Genomic DNA, 18,710 nt, shown 5'->3' with positions numbered 1-18,710 from the left:
AGCATTTAATCTCTACCATCTTCTTTTGCATCTTCCTTAAGTCTTACCATCTTAACGGAATCCGATTTTACCATCTTGACGGCGCCTACGGGACAGATGGAATAACAGTCCCCGCAGGAGATACAACCCTTGCCAATGATAAACTTGACAGCACCTTCCGTTATGCACTGAACAGGGCAGTCTACAGCACAGGCACCGCATTTGACACAGGTATCATCAATATGGAATTTTATTTTTCCCATGCGCAGCCTCCTTTCAGTCAACTTCTACCTTCCGTTCCTATAACGCTTACGCAAAACAATTAATTCCGATGAGCAGACACCAATTATTTAGGGGAAACCAATTTATCCGTGACGATCGCGAATCATCACATTTCATCGCGGTTTATGAAACGCCTCATTATATGCAATTGCCGAGTAAATGGCTCTTTCCACACCGTGGTGGTTATTATCCGTCGTTTCATAGCGGGCCGCTTCTTTTATATCGGCATTTGCATTGCCCATGGCCACGCCGGCTCCGGCAAAGCGCAACATGGACAGATCATTTTCACTGTCGCCGATCGTCATCACCTCGTCAGGACTGAAGCTCCAGTGCTGTGTCAACGCCTCCACAGCCGTACCTTTTGTAGTATGAGGCAACACGAATTCCAGATTGCCCTCACTGGACAGCAGCACATCGTAAAAGCGCTCCCGCCCCGTTCCGTCATGAGCCAATCCCTGATAGTCGTCACGCAGGTCCTGTAAAATGCGCTGACGCATCGGTTCATCACCGTAGAAAATTTGGATTTTCTCTGGCCCTTCATCTAAGGATTCCATATGAGATAACAAATCACAAACCATGGTACGGGTCTCCAGGATGAAAGGGCGGATATTCGGACGAAAAAAGAACGTAGACTGCTCCGTCTCGCAATCCGACAACCCTCCATTCACCGAATTATGATTGACTCCGACGGATACGGATTGATTCCCGTCTATCGATGTGCCGGATACTATGTCAGTCGACTCCTCACGACGATCACAAATGCACGAGGTTAACCGTTCAGGCGTGATACATCGCGACGGAGGATACATGCCGAAGATTTCGTCCTTCACATAAGCCTCCACGTACACGCCATACGCAAGAAGTTTGCGCAGCAAATATAGCGCCTGCTTCTTATCAAAGGCGATATGAAACAGGTTTTTATTTTCATCCTTATCGATGACGTACGCCCCGTTGGTACACATAAAGTACCGCAAACAAGGCAATGCGTCAATAACATTATGCATTTCATTCCACGCCCGACCGCTGGCGATAGCAACGCGAATACCGCTTTCACGGGCGGCACGAACGGCATCCACCACCTCCGGGTCGATTATCTTCGCATCATTGACCAAAGTACCGTCCACATCGGAAACGATGAATCGGATCGGCTTGTCACCGGTGAGGCCAATATAGTTTTGAACCGTTAAATTGTCTGAGTGAATCATATGACCTCCCTAAACTCCGCTACAATATCCGTCATCACCTGCGGTTCATCCATCACATGCAGCAAGGTCCCGCCGATAATGCCGGCGCCGTCGCGGATTGTTTTTTCAATGGTCGGCTCCAGCATGGCAGCTGCAAATTCTTTCGAGTGGCACACCTTCTCTTCACCGGCCAGGCGAAGTTTCGGATGAAAGGCCGCACATTGAAAGCTCACATTACCGATATCCGAACTGCCCCCGATATCGGCCGGTCCCGGTTCGAAATCAATGCCGAGTTCCGTCATCACCTCTTCGATGAGATGTGTGCCCCGCTCATTCTGATTCATGCTGTCATAGGAATTTCCGTAAAACGCATAATCCACGGTCGTTCCCGTACAGAGCGCCGCCCCTTCAAAAATCTGTTGAATCTGTTGAGATACACCGTTCAGGTACTCCCGCTCCGTATGGCGTACCGTCACCTCCAGCTCACCGAACGGAGGAATCACGTTAGATGCGGTACCGCCGGCGATAATCCATGTACCGATACGCGTCTCCGGCCGCACCTGTTGACGCAGCATATCCATCGCGTGAATCGCCAGCTGCACACCGTTCACCGCATTAACGCCGTTCCAGGGCTCCTCTGCCGCATGGGCCGGCTTGCCGTGGAACTGAGCACGGAAGCAGTCGAGGGCGAGAAACTGCGAGTTTGGCCGTGTTTCCTTTCCGTCGAGATGCACCATAATCGCCAAATCATATTCCTTGAACACGCCGGCATTGCACATATCGACCTTGCACCCCTTCGCCTCCTCGTCAGGGGTCCCGATAATATCGATATCCATGGTGAAAGCCGCGCCGTCCTCCTGCATTTTATGTAACGCTAGAGCCGCCAATACGCTCATGGACCCGCTGGCGCAATGGCCGCACGCATGCCCCACCTCAGGCAGTGCGTCGTATTCACAGAGAATCGCCAGACGCCCCTGAGGGTTCTCTACTTTCACAGCGGACGCCTTAAACGCGGTCGGCAAATCGCAGAATTCATAGGTAACGGGAATGCCGTGCTTTTCCAGAACGGCGCCGATGGTTTTAACGGACTCAAACTCGCAGCCGGAAATCTCCGGATTCTTCGCCAATGTATAATTGATCGTGAAAGCATCCTGCACGAAGCTTTCACAAGCGGAACGGAACGTATCGATACGGGACATATGCACCTCCTGAAAAATCGTGATTTAATACCTTTAATTATACAATGTTATTGCCTATTGTTACAAAATTCCGTACAATATAATCAGATTTGTAGAAACCGACGTTTATGACATGGTTTAGGAGGATATTATGTTCAAGTTCAAAAAATTGACTGCCCTCGCCCTCGTAGCTGTAGCGGCAATGGGAATTCTGGCCGGTTGCGGCAGCGAAAAAGGTAAAATGACTCAACAGGAGGGCGTATTACGCGTAGGTTCCGAGACGACGTTCCCGCCGTTTGAATTTACGGAAGGCGATAAATATGTGGGCTTCGATGTTGATCTGTCCGAAGCAATCGCTAAAAAACTGGGCATGAAAATGGAATTCAAATCCATGGGTTTCGACGCTTTGATTCCGGCTGTTCAGTCCGGCGATATTGACATGATTGCGGCAGGCATCAATGCGACACCGGAACGGGAAAAAGCATTGGAATTCTCAGACGTATACTTCGATCAGGGCGGCTTTATCACGGTCGTACGCAAGGACAACGACACGATTCACAACATGGATGAATTAGCCAATAAAACCGTAGGTGTTCAGATCGGTACGATCCCTGTAGAAATGGCGCATAAAATTCCGGGAACGACGGTAAAAGAAATCGATTCCAATGCGAATATCTTCATGGAATTAAAAGCCGGCACCATTGACGGTGCTATCCTCGACAACGCTGTTGCCATGTACTACCTGAAACAAGGCGCCGACAAAGACCTTAAACTCGTAGGCGAACCTACACAATCCCCGGGCACCGTACTGGGCGTGAAAAAAGGCAACACCGAACTGCAACAAGCTGTTAACAAAGCACTCAAAGAACTTAAAGAAGACGGCACATACCAAAAAATCTACGATAAATGGTTCGGAGATTATACAAAAAAATAACCCTTTAACGTGCGCTTAGTACGCTATCAATAAAGACACCTCTTGAAAAGCCTCCGAGGCCACCCCTTCGGCGCCAAGTCATTTTTCAAGAGGTGTCTTTATTTTTTCTATCTACCTATGGCCACCGCTAAAGGTTTATTTTGTTTGTATCGCTAACGCGTTTTTAGGAGCCGCCAAGTCGTTTTCCTCGAGGATTTATTTTTTTTACAAACTACAGCAAATAGGGTTATTGTTTTGTATAGGAAGAAAAATGGTATGTCAAGTCGTTTTTTTAGAGGTGCCTTTATTTTTTTCTATCTACCTACGTCCGCTAAAGGTTTATTTTGTTTGTATCGCTAACACGCTTCTCCCCGACGATCTTTAGAAATTTTATATTTATTATTTACTGCAATCCCAACCGTGGTTTGTGGTGATGGGGTTCTCTCTAAAAACGACTTGGCGGCGTAGCGGTGGCCTTGGAGGCTTTTAGAGAGGACCCCATCACTCTACCGCCACTAATGGATTCGGTATATAATAAATATGAAATGTTAAAAACGAAAGGAGTCCTTATGGGGCAATATTTCACAGACCGCCTGCAAGAGGTCTTCCACATGATTTTTACGTCTTACGATCCAAAGCAAGCTCAAGAGGGTTTACGCCGTTTAGAGTTAATTGTAAATAATCAAAGTATCGACAACCATACAACACATCACGGCTTACGCAGGGATGTGGCAACATATACCGCCCCCACCGGATCAACTGAAAATGCTGAAACTAGTGAAAATGCTGAAGCTGCTGGAGCTGCTGAAATCGATCAGGAATTATCGATTCTGTTAAAAAATCCGGAAAATCGCGAACTCGGTGATGCGTACGCCCTATTGGCTCGAGTCTATGCAGGTCCTCACTTTACATGGGAGGAGTCCGGATTTCCTGAAGACAACATGCGTACATACCAATGCCTTCACGACAGCATTCGCCGACATAGTCCTATCGGTACCTTACAGACATTGCGCATTGCCGGCTCTGTCACACCTACGGTAAAAAAGGATATAGAGCTGTCTTTTGATGATGCTTTCAACATCGTATACGAGTACGCCCAGCAAGGCGACGCGTACTGCCAGTACATCATCGGCAACGTATTTTTCTGGCGCGATGACCGGCGTATCGATGCGGCCAGAACATTACTGGAGCCCACAGATTCAAAGTGGTCTAATCGATTACAGCGGGTCTTTCAGAGTCGCAATATTCAGGACGGTATCGCGGCGCTGCAAGGAACCGTGACGGACAAAGCATTGCATACAAAAGCACTGAATGCGGCGAAGTTTTGGTTCAACAAGGCCTTAGATAATAAACTGGCCATGTTTCAGGGCAATCTCAGGAATATTTACATCGACGAAGGTGACCATGACAATGCACGGCGTGTTGCACGAACCGCTGCGGAGCTGGGAAATCCGACGATGATGCTCTATACGGGTCTCGACTGTCACGAAAACGGCCGCTACGAAGATGCTTTCACATGGTTTACGAAGGGTGTCGCTTTGGGACAACCGGAGTGCATCGCCGAATTGGCGGACTATTATTACCATTTCTATGATATACAGAATTTGCGCGCCACGATTCCCTATGACCCGATTAAAGCCATAGGACTCTATCGAAAAGCCGCCACAAAAAATTTCAACGATGCCGGCTATGCGGCGCTGCAGGCGGCCTTCGGATATATTTTTCACATAGGACATCTGCCGTTGGACTGGGGGCTCATTGCGGATTTAACCCATACGGCGGCCACAAAGGACCGGTTCATATTCGCCCTGCCCTACATAGCCTATATACGGCTGCATGGATTGGGCGTTTCGCAAAATACCCGATTCGCCGTCCAGTCATTGCTGCGCGTCTTGGAGGAGGAAACCCGCGCCCTTGAAAAAGAGGATCGCGTTCTTTTTTACGACATTACCCGCGCCTTGACGCGTGTCGCCCTTGGCTACGCTTATGAAAAAGGATATGTTACAGGCACCCCTGATCTTGATATGGCCGTTCATTATTATGAAAGCTCCCATCAGTACATCCTGTCCCACAAGGCCAATTGCGATGAAGAAATGCGGAGTTTTCCCGTCGATGATGAAGCGGCGGATCGCCTGCAGACCTTTGAAGAAATTGACGGACATTGGCACTATAGGGAAGGTTACACGGAATCCGTGTCGCCCGCACGTCCGGCCCCCGCAGCATGGCCGCAATTCGGAGCACGCCTTGCCGTTGATACGGATGATAATCCCTGGGAGACCACATTATACGATTGGAATACGATTGAGACAGCATTACAGAAACATCAACGCATGATGCTCAGCTTTTACAATCATTTCCTGTCCATTCCGAATACGCTCCGCAATCTCAATAAACTGGAGGCACAGCCTCTCCCGAATAACAAGTACCAGGTACGATTATACGGTTATACCGAAACGGAAGGTCAGGAAATCACCTATAAGGCCGTGCTGGATATCGAATCGGTGCGGACACTTCTACACACGATCTATGAAGATCGCACCATAGCCGCATTATCCGACGAGTGGGCCCTTGAAAGCGAAAAATCGCAACCGACTTGGCATTATGTGCTTGATGTGGATCAGGAACCGTTTCTGCTCGAAGAATACGATGACGCCGGCGCCATGATTCAAACAGCACTGCAAGGCCTCAACGATAAACAGTATAAGCAAATCAACATCCGCACGCACGACTTCATCGGACCGTCGTACTTCATCTTTCGCGGCAATTCCGCTCATCTGTTCAGAGTGCAGCTGTATCTGAAAGAATCCGTACGCCATCACATCGACGAAAACGGTGAACAACAGAATACCCCTGGAAACGCATATCTATTTGAGCACTACTTCGATAACGAAATATCGTTAAACTATTGGATTCAAAAAACCATTAATACGCTGGAAATACCGGAACTGGATAATTGGAAACAACTGAGAGTTCCTAAAGATTTGCAGTAATAAAAATAGCAGTGGCTACTGATGTAACCACTGCTAAAGCTATAAAACAAACCATCTGTATGTGAGTATTACAAAATAATCATTTTATATACGACTGTTCTTTAATTTATTTTTTGTCTGAATTAGGTTTTATACCTAATTCCTCTTCTTGTTCATACATTCGTTTTGTCTCTTTTTTCAATAATCGATCATAGAACTTATTACCGGTTTCTACATTCACTGCAATATCGGAATCATCTTTTTTATCCATATCTAACTCGTCTAATAATTCATTAGCACGCTTTTCTTCTTTATCCAATAATTTTTTCTCTATTTTTTTGCCATGGACATAGTTGAGCCCTCCATTCAAAAATAATGAAACCGTTACTCTATATGATTATTATATCTTAAAACGTTCAATATTATAATCAAATTGATTTGATAAAAACACTATAACTAACATATCAGATAAATACAATTATTTCCAACTTTATATTCACTAAATATTATATATTTATTACTACCTCGGCGCAACGGTGGCATAATGTAGGATGTTCACTGTCCTGACCTACCGTATCGCGATGGATCCAGCAGCGTTCGCATTTTTCAAGACCCGATGCGACAACAACGGTAGCAACGCCGGTTTCTTCGTCTTTTACAGCCTCAGCCGGTGCAGCGCCGTTTACGATGTGCGCTTCGGATACGATGACAAGTTTAGCCAAACCTTCTTCACCAAGTGCATGCAATGCATCGAAAGCAGCACCTTCAGCGTATACTGTGATGGCTGCATCTAATGGATGACCGATTGTTTTGTCTTGACGCGCGGTTTCCAATGCTTTTTGAATCGATGTACGCAAGTCTAATAATTGACTCCATTTATCCGCTAATGCCTGATTGAAATGATCCGCATGACCTTGCGGCCAATCGATGAGCATAACAGATTCAGGCATGCCGTCTTCTTTAGGCATATATTTCCAAACTTCTTCCGCTGTGAAAGAAAGCACCGGTGCCACCATAGCCACGAGAGTTTTCAGGATCTCATACATAGCCGTTTGAGCGGAGCGACGAGCTACATCATTCTGGCTTTCAGCATACATCGTATCCTTCATCACATCCAGATAGATGGAGCTCAAGTCTACTGTACAGAAGTTATGGATTGCATGATACAACATGTGGAATTCATAGTTTTCATATGCGTCTGTAACCTTTTGACGCACTTCTTCCAAGCGCAATAATGCCCATTTATCGAATTCGGACATATCCGCATACGCCACTTTATCAGTGTTAGGATTGAAGTCATCCAAGTTGCCCAATAAGAAACGGAATGTGTTACGAATCTTACGGTACACTTCAGATAACTGTTTTACGATATCTTTGGAGAGGCGCACGTCCGCCTGATAATCCGCGGAGGATACCCACAAACGCATAACGTCTGCGCCGTATACGTCGATGATATCACTAGGCGCTACCGTATTCCCTACGGATTTGGACATCTTGCGACCTTCGCCGTCCACGACGAAGCCGTGAGTCAATACGGAATTGTACGGAGCTTTTCCGGTTGTTGCCACAGCCGTCAACAGGGAAGAGTTGAACCAGCCGCGATGTTGGTCGGAGCCTTCAAGGTACATAGCACATGGTACATCAAGATCATTGACTTCAAGTACGCCCGCCCAGGAAGAACCGGAGTCGAACCATACGTCCATGATGTCCGTTTCTTTTTTGAATTCATCATGACCGCAATGAGGACATTTGAAGCCTTCCGGTAACAATTCTTTAGCACTATGTGCCCACCATGCATCGGAACCTTCTACCGCGACCTTTTCCTGTAAAGCCTTAATGGTATCATCGTTGATGATATGTTCACCGCAGCTTTCACAATAATAAATAGGAATCGGCACACCCCAGATACGTTGACGGGAAATTACCCAGTCACCGCGGTCGCGAACCATGTTGAAGATGCGGTCGTGACCCCATTTAGGGATCCATTGCACCTGATTATCGATAGCATCAAGCGCCTGTTGACGGTAGCCGTCAACGGAGGAGAACCACTGTTCCGTTGCACGGTAGATTACAGGATTTTTACAACGCCAGCAGTGAGCGTATTGATGACGCAAGCTGGATTTGTGAAGCAATGCATTATTATGCGCCAGAATTTTAATAACAGGCACCTCTGCATCGTGAATTTCCACGCCCGCCAACGGGAACTCGGTATCGCCATAACGGTTGTCATCCACTTGTTTCGTGTAATTACCAGTTTCATTCACGAGAGACACGATAGGAAGCTCTGTTTTGCCCTCTTTGTTGTAACGTTGAACGATGTTAAAGTCGTCTTCACCGTGTGCAGGCGCCGTATGAACGCAACCGGTACCAGCTTCAAGCGTTACATGGTCACCGCATAATACAGTGGATTTACGTTCTACGAACGGATGTTTGAACTCAGCCAATTCCAAATCGGCACCGGAGAAACGATTTACAATTTCATAGTCTTCGATACCGATGTCTTTCATTGCAGAATCAACGAGTTCCGTAGCCATCAAGTAGTATTCATCGCCTGCTTTTACCCAGCCGTATTCAAGTTCAGGATTAACGGAGATTGCTACGTTGGCAGGCATTGTCCAAGGAGTTGTTGTCCAGATAACAGCGAATGCTTGTTTCGGATCAACCCCGGCCGGCAATGTCACCTTTTTCTCGGATACATAAGGGAATTTTACGTAGATGGAGAAGGATTTTTTCTCAGCGTATTCGATTTCCGCCTCCGCTAATGCGGTTTCACAGTGTGTACACCAGTATACGGTTTTAAGACCTTTGTAAATATGGCCGCTTTTTGCCATTTCGCCGAAGATGCCAATCTGTTTTACTTCGAACTCAGGGCGCAATGTCAAATACGGACGGTCCCATTCGCCTAATACACCGAAACGAATAAAATCCTGTTTTTGTGTTTCTACGCATTCTAATGCATATTCCTTACATTTGTTGCGCAAATCCAATGGCGCCATTTCATGACGGTTAAGGCCCGTATTCTTAATAACCGCATGCTCGATAGGCAAGCCGTGCGTATCCCAGCCCGGAATATAACGTGTATAATGACCGGTCATCGTTTTGTATTTCATAACGATATCCTTCAACGTCTTGTTGAGGGCATGACCGATATGCAATTTACCGTTCGCATATGGAGGTCCGTCGTGCAGGATGAACGATTTCGCACCCTTACGCAATTCCAAGCGTTTTTCATATATTTTGTGATCTTTCCAGAATTTCAAAATTTCCGGTTCCCGTTTCGGCAAATTGCCGCGCATCGGGAATTCTGTTTCAGGCAAATGTAACGTCTTACCGTAATCCATGATGTGCTCCTTTTACATAAAAAAATCGCCCGTCCCCGAAGGGACGGACGTCATATCCGTGGTACCACCCTACTGACCTTCTGTGAAAGCTTGCGCCACCGCACTTCTGCAATTATCACATCACGCTTGCGCATGATTGTAACACATAAGACGCAACTCATCACACTTAGTGAAAGCCACTTAAACATATAACGGTGTTCACCGGCGGCAATGCCGCTTGCTCCAAAGTGATCCGCATACATCCGGATTTCCAAACCTTTCAGCCCATGAGTTCGGTCTCTACTAAACCCTTCCGATGTGTGCCGTCTTTTTCAACGCAATATTCTTATATACTAGATAATTATAGGGCGGAAATATAATAATTGTCAAATCAGTTTTGATAAAATGTATGCATTGCATAATTTTTTTATCCTTGCTGAGCAATCTGTTCAAAAATCTTTGTGCGTTTATTCAAGTATAGTTTTGTCAATGTACAGAACGGATCTTTGTGCTCTAAAGCTTTGTGATATAAATAGGATCTGCCGCGACAGCCGCCGCCACACATATATTTATATTCACAGTCACTGCAGTCTGAAATATCATCTACCGTTATTCCGGACCACTTTGCTTCTTTACTCTTAAGAATATTCTTCAAAGAATCAGTCTTAAGACTGCCCAATTTCATCTCCTCTTTATGTAGCATATGACAAGGAAAAACATCTCCATTAGCGGCAACACTGACTATACCGCACCCTAGGCCACAACCGACTTTGCATCCTAATCCGTCAAGACCGTCACTCTGTCCGTTAATAACACTATCTTCAATGTAAACACCCTCTACGTCATTAACGAACTTTGAAATTTTACCAAGATCACTTTCATCTAAAACGAAGCCGGAAAACGTTTCATCGTACGGGTCTACTGAGAATATACTAAAATTAGAGGATACATTTAATTCGTTTGCAAGTTGAATATATTCTTTCATATATTCAACATTTTTCTTGTGCAAAGTAAACACTAGATTGACAGAGATAGAATCTTTGAAATGTTCAACGAAATCCAATACCTTATCCATTATACCGTCATTTCTGATAAACCGTGTTTCCCTATTATATCCGTCCACCGATACATTCAAAACATCAAGGTACGGAAGGGCTTCTTTAACCCGATCCCAGTCCATTGTACCGTTTGTAATCGCGGCAGCATACATATTATGCTTCTTAATGCGTTCGAGTATTTGTGGCATATCGGTTCTCAAAAAAGGTTCCCCACCGGATATGGTTATTCCTTTGACACCACATTCCGCCAGTTGATCGACAATATTTAATAATTCTTCAGTAGATAAATCCTTTTGTGAGTTACGATTTTCTATGAAAGAATAACACCCAACACAGCTTAAATTACATCGATCTGTCACGTGGAGATAGGCAGTATCCAAGTTGCCGGCAGATCTCGTAAAATAACCGAGCTCATTCAAAGCCGTCATAATCTGTTTCTCTTTATCACTTAGACTACATTCACCGAGCTTGCCCTGTTTAATTTTATCAATAAAATTTAATCCCTCGTCATCCAGACCGATTATTGCACCATTATCACCATTGCCAATGATGTTTACACCTTTGACATTAAATAAATAAGTCCTATCATGAAGCATGTTGCTCATTCACTTCTCCTCCTTTTTCTATTAGTCGGTAGAATAAAGACCCATTATCGTACAATTCATCAAAACATCCGACTTCTCGAATGCTACCGTCCTCTAATACAATAATTTCATCATATAATCTCAAGATATCTTCGTCCAAGAAGTGCGTAACATTAATAACCGTTGCATCAAGTCCCACCAGCTCTCGTTCCAATATTTTAGCAGTAAGATTGTCGAGTCCGAACGAGAACTCATCAACTATAACAATATCCGATTTCTTTAAAAGCGCTCTGCATATTTCAATACGCTTTTTCTCTCCACCGGAGAAATTAATTCCGTTCTCCTGAACAATCGTTTTAAGTCCTTTAGCTAATTTATCAACGGTCTTTCTTAGATTTGCCTTATCAATAGCCTGATCCAATAAGTTATCGGAAACCGTGTTACCCAACGTCAAATTGTATTCCAACGTATCATTGAACATCACACTATGCTGCTGCATATATGTGATATTATCATACACGGATTCATCATCAATTTTACTGTATTCGTATCCATCAATAAATATAGAGCCTGAGTAGTTGTCAAAATAACGCAAAATCATCTTTAATAAAGTTGTTTTCCCACTTCCGGACATGCCTACAATTGCGTACTTTTTACCTTTCTCGAATACTATATTGATATCTTGAAGTGTATTCTGTTCTTTTCCCGGATAAGCAAAACTGACATCTTTAAATTCTATGCTTTTACTGAATTGAATCTGATCGGTATCATGTAGTTTATCGATATCAATATCATGAACACCAGATTTTCGCAACTTGATCTCATCGATATTATTCCATACTTTTTTTGCCGAAATGACACGCCCCAATGACAACAATATCATCATAATAGGGCTCATAATACTGTTGGAAAGCTGCACAACGGCAACCATATCGCCCACACGTATTTCATTTATACTCACGTAATAGGCACATATGAGAAACATTGCCAAGCTCAACATAAATGCGGCAAAATTAGAAACAACCAAAACAATATCTTCGAACAACTTACTTTTCAGTCTTTTACTTTCAAGTGCATTATTATATCGGCCAAACGAATTTATAACATTTACCAATACACGATAAGCCTTGATGACTTCAAAAGCATTAAAATAATCTTTTATAACACCATTAAACTGTCCAAAACTGACGAGATATTCGTTCTTATACTTCCCCATCTTAGTGCCTAGTAAGTTGGGGATGATCAAGCCTGCTATAACTAACCCTAGCATAATAAAGATAATTTTATAGTATATAAACCACATAATAACAAATGCAGCAATAACTGTAGCTATGCCACCGACAATACTATACAGGGTCTCAAAATAATCATCTTCAATAATATAAATATCTTGATTGAGAACAGATGTATAAACGGATGTATTATTCTTACGGAAATCACTTATATTCTTACTAAATACTTCTGTAAAAATACGGTTCTTTTCCATTCGTATTATAGAATTTATCAATCGATCCTTTACATATACATATAAAGCCGATATGCCAAGAACAGCCACTGCAAATCCTAAAGATATCATTACCTGAGCGGAACTGATTTCCTGTTTTTCAACCAAAGTATTAGTAATCCATTGTATTAACAGCGCTAATGCCGGCAACGCGATTGCATAAAGGATGGCTAGCGTTAATGAACTTATCGCCATTAACGGTTTTTGAAAGAGTAAGCTAAACCGTTTCATCTTTCTTTGCTCTACTTAATCGATAGGTAACAAACCAATGTAAAATCGCGAAAATAACGATGCCGGTAATAGTATCTTCTATTGGATTGTTAGCTTGTACGGTTACATTATTACTGTTTATAAAATTACTATTTGCCAGAATTGTTTCAAGTCTGCTGCCTGTTAAGATAAAGAAATTCTGTAAAAAGCTATATACTGCAAAAAAAGCAATATTAAGTCCTGCCAATGTCTTCAAATGTTGTTTTGCTTGATTTCTGAAAAGAAACAAAAGAATAATCGAAATAAGAATTTGAGCTGCAAGGATACCCAAAACAGATAATCCATTAAATTGATCAGTATATACCGTAAGGGCAAATATACTGAGAAGATATACAAGAGACAATATAAAAACATATTTTTTCATAATCGGCCTCCTTGAATCATTAATAATTACCATTTTACATCAAACAAGCATTGCATTATATATTAAATGTAATAAAATAGGGTACGCTAGCTTTCCTGTTTTATAGTAAATGAACCCGGCAATTAATCCGAAAGGAAATCTAAGCACAAGATTGTCTACAAAACTATTCCCCAAATGTGTTATAAAAGCAAATACCATTGCCGCTATTACAACGACAATATAATCATTCCTAAATATTTGTCTTAATTGGGTAAAAAGAACGCCCTTACTCCAGAACTCCTCACAAAAAGCAATCGGTATGTTCTGCATAAGGGCAAAGACAATATCGCCTCCTAAAAATATTGTTTTTACTATTATAAGAGATACAATCAAAAGACCTATAATTATACCATCCATCGGTAAATCAATAACTAGCCCTAAATCAGATAAATTACATACCTCTTTATCATTTTTGCGTAAATAAATCACCGGGAAAATTACCATTCCAATAATCATACTTATCCAAACGGTAATCAAAGCGGAAAAGTGACCATATCGTAAATCACCGATAAGAAGATCTATTATTAAACCTGCAACAAGTGTTAAAATAACTGGAAATACAGATAGAACAACAAAATTTATATATAACTTCTCCTTATCTTCCTTAATTTGATTCATTGATCTCAATCCTTTATAACAAACTATTTATTTTATTATTAACATCAACGTATCAACAAAACTAAACATAATCATTGAATAAAACTATTAAAATGAAGGGTCTTGAATGGTAGCTTTTATCTGACCAGTTACATCTAGATCAAAATAATGAATTATATTTTAAGTACCTTATTAATATAAATCTAATAAATAATTAGAAGCCCCACGCCCAACTTGGACCATAGCTAACACTAACAAGCACAACGCCTACAGAAACACAGTTACCAGATTTAGTAAGTTTTGAGAATAACATAGTAAATTCCTCCATTCACACAGTATTACTACCATTCAAGACTTTATACACATTCTTTGTGAACATAAATTCCACAAAGAGTATGTTCAAAAATATGAAATAAATAATCTTAATAAAATACCACACATACGCATTTGAACAACTTATAATAAATTCATCAATTACTAAAATTTAACTGATATGCTGTCAAACTTAAAATAAAGTGTCTCGGATGCCAGCGCTCATTTAATCAGTAAATCTTAAAATAAATCACTATAAGTCTTAGTTTATCAAATAGATTAAATGGGTTGACAGTTAGAAACCCCATGCCCAACTTGGACCATAACTAACAGCAAAAATACCTATACCAACAGAAACACAGTTACCAGATTTAGTAAGTTTTGAGAATAACATAGTAAACCCTCCATTCACACAGTTTCCCAGCATCCGAGACTTTATATGCATATTCTTTATGAACTTAAAGTTCACAAAGAGTATGATCAAAATAATATAAAATAAATAGATTAACAATTAAAGACCCCACAACCAATTTGGTCCATAACTAAGCAAAATAATTCCTCCAGAAAGAGCAAGACAATTACCGGATTTAAAAAGTTTCGTGAATAACATAATAAAAACCTCCATTCACACAGTATTCCACCATTTAAGGCCTTATGCATATTCTTTGCGCGTATGTATAACACACAAAGAAATATGGACTAAAATATTATGAAACAGCCCTTTGCCCGGTGGTCATGAGTAATGCAGGTTTATTATCTACCAGTTATTAAATTTAATCTCCGTTTTCAGTTCAATGTATGAAATACATCGTTTATGCTTCTACCGAGAACTACGGCTATATCATTAGCTAATTTTAAACTAGGAATCGTTTTTCCATTTTCAATGCTATTAATTGTCGCTCTAGTAACACCTACTTTTTCCGCTAATTCATGCTGAGATAAGCCCAACATAGTTCTATAAAGCTTAATTTTGTTTGCCATTTCTCCCACTGCTCCCTTTTACTCGTCCGTCGTTTCGAAATAATTCCATCTACTATTTCAAAACAGACTTCAACACTCTTGCATTCAATACAACACGCCTTACATACAACACAACACGGCTTACTATCGGTACAACACGTCTTACATTCGATACAACACGTCTTACATTTACTACAATAAAATAAAAATTTGCATCCGGAAAAGTCTATTGCACTCTCAGTTAAATTAAATTTACCTTTAGTAAACTTTAATTTACTTTATGTAAAATTTACTTTACCTTTTGTTAAGTTGATTATACTGCTTTTGTTTTTATAATGCAAGCATTAATTTAAAATTTATTATTTTTTTAGTCAAATAAAAGAAAACATCTATAGATACATGCTTCAATTATTAAATTGTACAACAAATTTACATTTTTCACCATCCTATTTCAACATAAAATTGCACCTTCAAAATTTAACTTACTTTTGAAGGTGCAATTTACAATTTAACTAAAATAGTGGATCTAAATACTGTCCAATTGCATATTGTATTTTAAGCAATTCAACAATTTTTAATTTTAAAGCAAATATAATGTTTCAAACGATTGATTAAAATCTAAGCCATAATTAACCGATCCACAAAGAACCACAGCACAACAATCGTACAGATGATGCCTACGATAAGGTTCATTGTCGGCGATGCGTCTATAAGCCCCATCTCATGCGCCATCCGCTTCGTCATCCGCATATAACCGGTCGGCATACCGAATCGATTCTCTGTACTTTCACCGGGCATGGCCATCAGGATAAAGAAAATCACCGTTCCTATTAACGGTATAATATTAATAAACACAAAAATGCCCGAACGTCCTTGATCATGAAGACGACGGACAGCAACGGCAACGCCGGGAATTGCTACGGCTACGGATATAAGCACTAACAGCACCAATCCTACCCCTACACCGACGATGCTGGACAATGGACTAATATAACTCAAAAAAGCACAGATAAAGAGAGTCGCCACAAAGAGCAGCTGATACATCAATAAAAAATACCAGTATTCACCACGACTTGCACGGCCTTCAAAATCGGCATACTTATAGATGAGACATCTCTTACAATTCTCGATCAATCCTAAATTATATTTATCTAACGAGGTTGATACATTATGAATACGACCGCAGTATGAACAGTATGAGCCGCTATTCAACCCCTCGTGTCCACAATATGGACACATCCTCATGGATAACTCCTTTCTTCGACAATTCATATATTTGGTATATGAATAGACTATACCTATAGATATATACGCACATGATAGTAAGGGAATCATATTTGATTTCCATACAAGACGATTTTAATTTCATCTTATATTCATATTACTACAAAGTCTTATATTGTCTATAAAGGAGTTGTTAAACTTTCATAAATTAATATAAACTCACCGATTATATTGAGCCGCTATTATCTGATTTCTAAACACCAAGAACAAATATGTATTAAAAGCAGTCATTCAAGGCCTCTAAAAGTAACCGTTAAAATTAACAAATACCCAGATCAGATTGATAACGAACGAAGTCATAGAAATTACCTGAAACAGGAATACTACTGTTCCCATGAGCCAGTCCTGGCGTCGTGTAGGCGTTACTTCCACACCGATTGTTTGACTCAATTCAGGCGTCACCGTAATATAACCGGTTCGTTCACCATAGACATTGACGCCTTTATCACCGGGGCGCAATTCATAGGTGAGCAGCATAAATACACCGATAATCGGAATAAATCCCAATAGCTGTGTCCATCCGCTTCGCCCGATATCATGCATGCGCCGCGTCGTGATGGCCAGATTAGGCAATATACAGAGCAGGCTCACACCCATGCTGACATACTGAAAGCTATTAAAAGCCTGATAAAAACCTATTTCATGACAGAGAAAAAGAAATACCTCCACGATACCTTGCATAATCATGATACACGCTATGAAACGCCAATATTCACTACGACTTGCACGGCCTTTAAAATTTACAAAATTCCTGACCCCCAAGAGGAACGCATCGGTGTAATTTAAATCATATATATTTACTGATCGCATAATTCACCTACTCCTTTTCAGCGGGCTTTACAGAATAAATCACCCACGCCGTTCCCGTATAATACATATTAACAGCCATACTCCGTCTATTGCCTTTGAAAGTGACAACATAGCCCATATATTCCTTAATCGGTTCATCGTCCTCACTGCGATAGACAAAGTCCAGTGAAATATTTTCCACCGCATAATGCTGCTTATCCACCTTGTGTTTCCATGTCTCAAAATCACCGTATCGCTCCATCTCACGAGGTGCTAATTGACGATATGCCGTCCTGTAATCCCCTTTCGCAAGAGCATCAAAATATAGTTCGACCACCTTGCGTCCTTCCGCTGTAGCTTGCGGATTTCTCAATTCTATAGCCGCTTTTCTTGTAAAAGAACTCGGTTGCAATGCGGCATAGGCGGATAACTCTCTATCATAGGCTCGATCAACGAGAGACATACCTAAATAATTACAAATAGAACCGACCACCAATAGCGCAATCGTTATAATGATTGGCACATTATGAGCAGCCACACGTTCATTGCCGGAAACGCTTGCCGAAATGGAATGATGGTCAAAGGCGACCTCGGAAACGGAATCACCTCCAGAAATATAGCCGGAATCTGAATTAGGGGCAAATTCAGTATTGGAAGCAGATTCCGCATTAGAAACGGTGGCAACATTCGAATCCGTTTCAGTATTGAGGGCATACGGCTGACTTTTCTTACAAAAGAAAAAAATTAACAGTAGCCAACCCAGTATGGGCACCAGTATCAAAACAAGCAATTCACGGGAGTTGTTGGAATCCCGTAATCGCCGTGCCATCAGCATGATCATAGGTAGGCACAAGAGTAATGTTAAACAAACCAATAAACCTTTTCCAAATCCGACGACATATATAAAATGATTTGGCGTAAAGACGGCCACCAGTCCCATAAGTAGGGTAATACATCCATATAAAAAGACTATAGAGGCCTTAGTTAGCCAAAAATCCCGCCGATTTGTACGTCCTTTGCCGTTCGCATAATTCAGTACCAACTCATTGTAGAGGATACTATATATGTTCTCTTTCATAATGCTCCTTATATCAATCGCGATACGATATATCCGTATATCAACA

15 protein-coding genes are annotated in these 18,710 nt (G+C 41.6%); 2 read left to right on the top strand and 13 right to left on the bottom strand.

Features of this window, described 5'->3' with window-relative positions; translation table 11 throughout:
* Positions 1 to 5: 5 nt before the first annotated feature.
* From VEHSUH05_RS00635 to VEHSUH05_RS00625, 3 genes are all read right to left on the bottom strand, one after another.
* Positions 6 to 242 carry a 4Fe-4S binding protein gene (locus VEHSUH05_RS00635; RefSeq protein ID WP_105090423.1) on the bottom strand — a complete coding sequence of 79 codons (237 nt, stop codon included), beginning with the start codon at positions 240 to 242 and terminating at the stop codon, positions 6 to 8.
* A 132-nt stretch (positions 243 to 374) separates the two neighbouring features.
* Positions 375 to 1,466 carry a Cof-type HAD-IIB family hydrolase gene (locus tag VEHSUH05_RS00630; RefSeq protein WP_105090422.1) on the bottom strand — a complete coding sequence of 364 codons (1,092 nt, stop codon included), beginning with the start codon at positions 1,464 to 1,466 and terminating at the stop codon, positions 375 to 377.
* Positions 1,463 to 2,644 carry an amidohydrolase gene (locus VEHSUH05_RS00625; RefSeq protein ID WP_105090421.1) on the bottom strand — a complete coding sequence of 394 codons (1,182 nt, stop codon included), beginning with the start codon at positions 2,642 to 2,644 and terminating at the stop codon, positions 1,463 to 1,465. The genes VEHSUH05_RS00630 and VEHSUH05_RS00625 overlap by 4 nt, the downstream gene beginning before the upstream one ends.
* A 130-nt stretch (positions 2,645 to 2,774) precedes the next feature.
* On the opposite strand from VEHSUH05_RS00625, the gene VEHSUH05_RS00620 reads away from it, so the two are divergent.
* Both VEHSUH05_RS00620 and VEHSUH05_RS00615 read left to right on the top strand, forming a co-directional pair.
* Positions 2,775 to 3,557 carry a basic amino acid ABC transporter substrate-binding protein gene (locus VEHSUH05_RS00620; RefSeq protein ID WP_054674083.1) on the top strand — a complete coding sequence of 261 codons (783 nt, stop codon included), beginning with the start codon at positions 2,775 to 2,777 and terminating at the stop codon, positions 3,555 to 3,557.
* Between the two features lie 548 nt (positions 3,558 to 4,105).
* Positions 4,106 to 6,526 (top strand): tetratricopeptide repeat protein, encoded by a 2,421-nt coding sequence (locus tag VEHSUH05_RS00615; RefSeq protein WP_105090420.1) that lies wholly within the window; start codon positions 4,106 to 4,108, stop codon positions 6,524 to 6,526.
* Positions 6,527 to 6,632: 106 nt separating this feature from the next.
* Here VEHSUH05_RS00615 and VEHSUH05_RS00610 read toward each other — a convergent pair whose 3' ends face one another.
* The 10 genes from VEHSUH05_RS00610 to VEHSUH05_RS00565 all read right to left on the bottom strand — a co-directional run bounded on the left by VEHSUH05_RS00610 (position 6,633) and on the right by VEHSUH05_RS00565 (position 18,664).
* The gene (locus VEHSUH05_RS00610; protein ID WP_054674084.1) at positions 6,633 to 6,824 is read right to left on the bottom strand and encodes a hypothetical protein; all 192 of its coding nucleotides are present in this window, start codon (positions 6,822 to 6,824) and stop codon (positions 6,633 to 6,635) included.
* Positions 6,825 to 7,011: 187 nt separating this feature from the next.
* Positions 7,012 to 9,846: an isoleucine--tRNA ligase gene (gene ileS / locus VEHSUH05_RS00605; RefSeq protein WP_105090419.1), complete on the bottom strand. Its 2,835-nt coding sequence runs from the start codon at positions 9,844 to 9,846 to the stop codon at positions 7,012 to 7,014.
* Positions 9,847 to 10,252: 406 nt separating this feature from the next.
* Positions 10,253 to 11,488, bottom strand: coding sequence for a radical SAM/SPASM domain-containing protein (locus VEHSUH05_RS00600; protein WP_105090418.1), 1,236 nt, complete (start codon positions 11,486 to 11,488; stop codon positions 10,253 to 10,255).
* Positions 11,469 to 13,202, bottom strand: a complete 1,734-nt coding sequence (locus VEHSUH05_RS00595) for an ABC transporter ATP-binding protein (RefSeq protein WP_105090417.1) — start codon at positions 13,200 to 13,202, stop codon at positions 11,469 to 11,471. The genes VEHSUH05_RS00600 and VEHSUH05_RS00595 overlap by 20 nt, the downstream gene beginning before the upstream one ends.
* On the bottom strand, positions 13,189 to 13,605 hold the full coding sequence (locus VEHSUH05_RS00590) for a hypothetical protein (RefSeq protein WP_054674095.1): 417 nt from the start codon (positions 13,603 to 13,605) through the stop codon (positions 13,189 to 13,191). Before VEHSUH05_RS00590 ends, VEHSUH05_RS00595 begins: the two co-directional genes overlap by 14 nt.
* 39 nt (positions 13,606 to 13,644) lie before the next feature.
* Positions 13,645 to 14,262 carry a CPBP family intramembrane glutamic endopeptidase gene (locus VEHSUH05_RS00585; protein WP_054674098.1) on the bottom strand — a complete coding sequence of 206 codons (618 nt, stop codon included), beginning with the start codon at positions 14,260 to 14,262 and terminating at the stop codon, positions 13,645 to 13,647.
* A gap of 1,077 nt (positions 14,263 to 15,339) precedes the next feature.
* Positions 15,340 to 15,534 (bottom strand): helix-turn-helix transcriptional regulator, encoded by a 195-nt coding sequence (locus VEHSUH05_RS00580; protein WP_054674191.1) that lies wholly within the window; start codon positions 15,532 to 15,534, stop codon positions 15,340 to 15,342.
* 597 nt (positions 15,535 to 16,131) lie between these two features.
* The gene (locus VEHSUH05_RS00575) at positions 16,132 to 16,752 is read right to left on the bottom strand and encodes a DUF805 domain-containing protein (protein WP_245875899.1); all 621 of its coding nucleotides are present in this window, start codon (positions 16,750 to 16,752) and stop codon (positions 16,132 to 16,134) included.
* Between the two features lie 285 nt (positions 16,753 to 17,037).
* Entirely contained in the window at positions 17,038 to 17,607 is a 570-nt protein-coding gene (locus VEHSUH05_RS00570; RefSeq protein ID WP_105090415.1) for a DUF805 domain-containing protein, read from the bottom strand.
* 7 nt (positions 17,608 to 17,614) lie between these two features.
* Positions 17,615 to 18,664, bottom strand: coding sequence for a DUF805 domain-containing protein (locus VEHSUH05_RS00565; protein WP_105090414.1), 1,050 nt, complete (start codon positions 18,662 to 18,664; stop codon positions 17,615 to 17,617).
* Positions 18,665 to 18,710: the final 46 nt, after the last annotated feature.

Origin of the sequence: Veillonella denticariosi JCM 15641 (genome assembly GCF_002959855.1) — a bacterium.
Taxonomy (GTDB): domain Bacteria; phylum Bacillota; class Negativicutes; order Veillonellales; family Veillonellaceae; genus Veillonella; species Veillonella denticariosi.
This window is presented reverse-complemented; position numbering and strand designations above follow the sequence as displayed.

What these genes read in the sequence shown, in the direction of transcription:
- VEHSUH05_RS00635 (WP_105090423.1), bottom strand. Translation starts at nt 242, where the DNA reads ATGGGAAAAATAAAATTCCATATTGATGATACCTGTGTCAAATGCGGT.
- VEHSUH05_RS00630 (WP_105090422.1), bottom strand. Translation starts at nt 1,466, where the DNA reads ATGATTCACTCAGACAATTTAACGGTTCAAAACTATATTGGCCTCACC.
- VEHSUH05_RS00625 (WP_105090421.1), bottom strand. Translation starts at nt 2,644, where the DNA reads ATGTCCCGTATCGATACGTTCCGTTCCGCTTGTGAAAGCTTCGTGCAG.
- VEHSUH05_RS00620 (WP_054674083.1), top strand. Translation starts at nt 2,775, where the DNA reads ATGTTCAAGTTCAAAAAATTGACTGCCCTCGCCCTCGTAGCTGTAGCG.
- VEHSUH05_RS00615 (WP_105090420.1), top strand. Translation starts at nt 4,106, where the DNA reads ATGGGGCAATATTTCACAGACCGCCTGCAAGAGGTCTTCCACATGATT.
- ileS (WP_105090419.1), bottom strand. Translation starts at nt 9,846, where the DNA reads ATGGATTACGGTAAGACGTTACATTTGCCTGAAACAGAATTCCCGATG.
- VEHSUH05_RS00600 (WP_105090418.1), bottom strand. Translation starts at nt 11,488, where the DNA reads ATGAGCAACATGCTTCATGATAGGACTTATTTATTTAATGTCAAAGGT.
- VEHSUH05_RS00595 (WP_105090417.1), bottom strand. Translation starts at nt 13,202, where the DNA reads ATGAAACGGTTTAGCTTACTCTTTCAAAAACCGTTAATGGCGATAAGT.
- VEHSUH05_RS00590 (WP_054674095.1), bottom strand. Translation starts at nt 13,605, where the DNA reads ATGAAAAAATATGTTTTTATATTGTCTCTTGTATATCTTCTCAGTATA.
- VEHSUH05_RS00585 (WP_054674098.1), bottom strand. Translation starts at nt 14,262, where the DNA reads ATGAATCAAATTAAGGAAGATAAGGAGAAGTTATATATAAATTTTGTT.
- VEHSUH05_RS00580 (WP_054674191.1), bottom strand. Translation starts at nt 15,534, where the DNA reads ATGGCAAACAAAATTAAGCTTTATAGAACTATGTTGGGCTTATCTCAG.
- VEHSUH05_RS00575 (WP_245875899.1), bottom strand. Translation starts at nt 16,752, where the DNA reads ATGTGTCCATATTGTGGACACGAGGGGTTGAATAGCGGCTCATACTGT.
- VEHSUH05_RS00570 (WP_105090415.1), bottom strand. Translation starts at nt 17,607, where the DNA reads ATGCGATCAGTAAATATATATGATTTAAATTACACCGATGCGTTCCTC.
- VEHSUH05_RS00565 (WP_105090414.1), bottom strand. Translation starts at nt 18,664, where the DNA reads ATGAAAGAGAACATATATAGTATCCTCTACAATGAGTTGGTACTGAAT.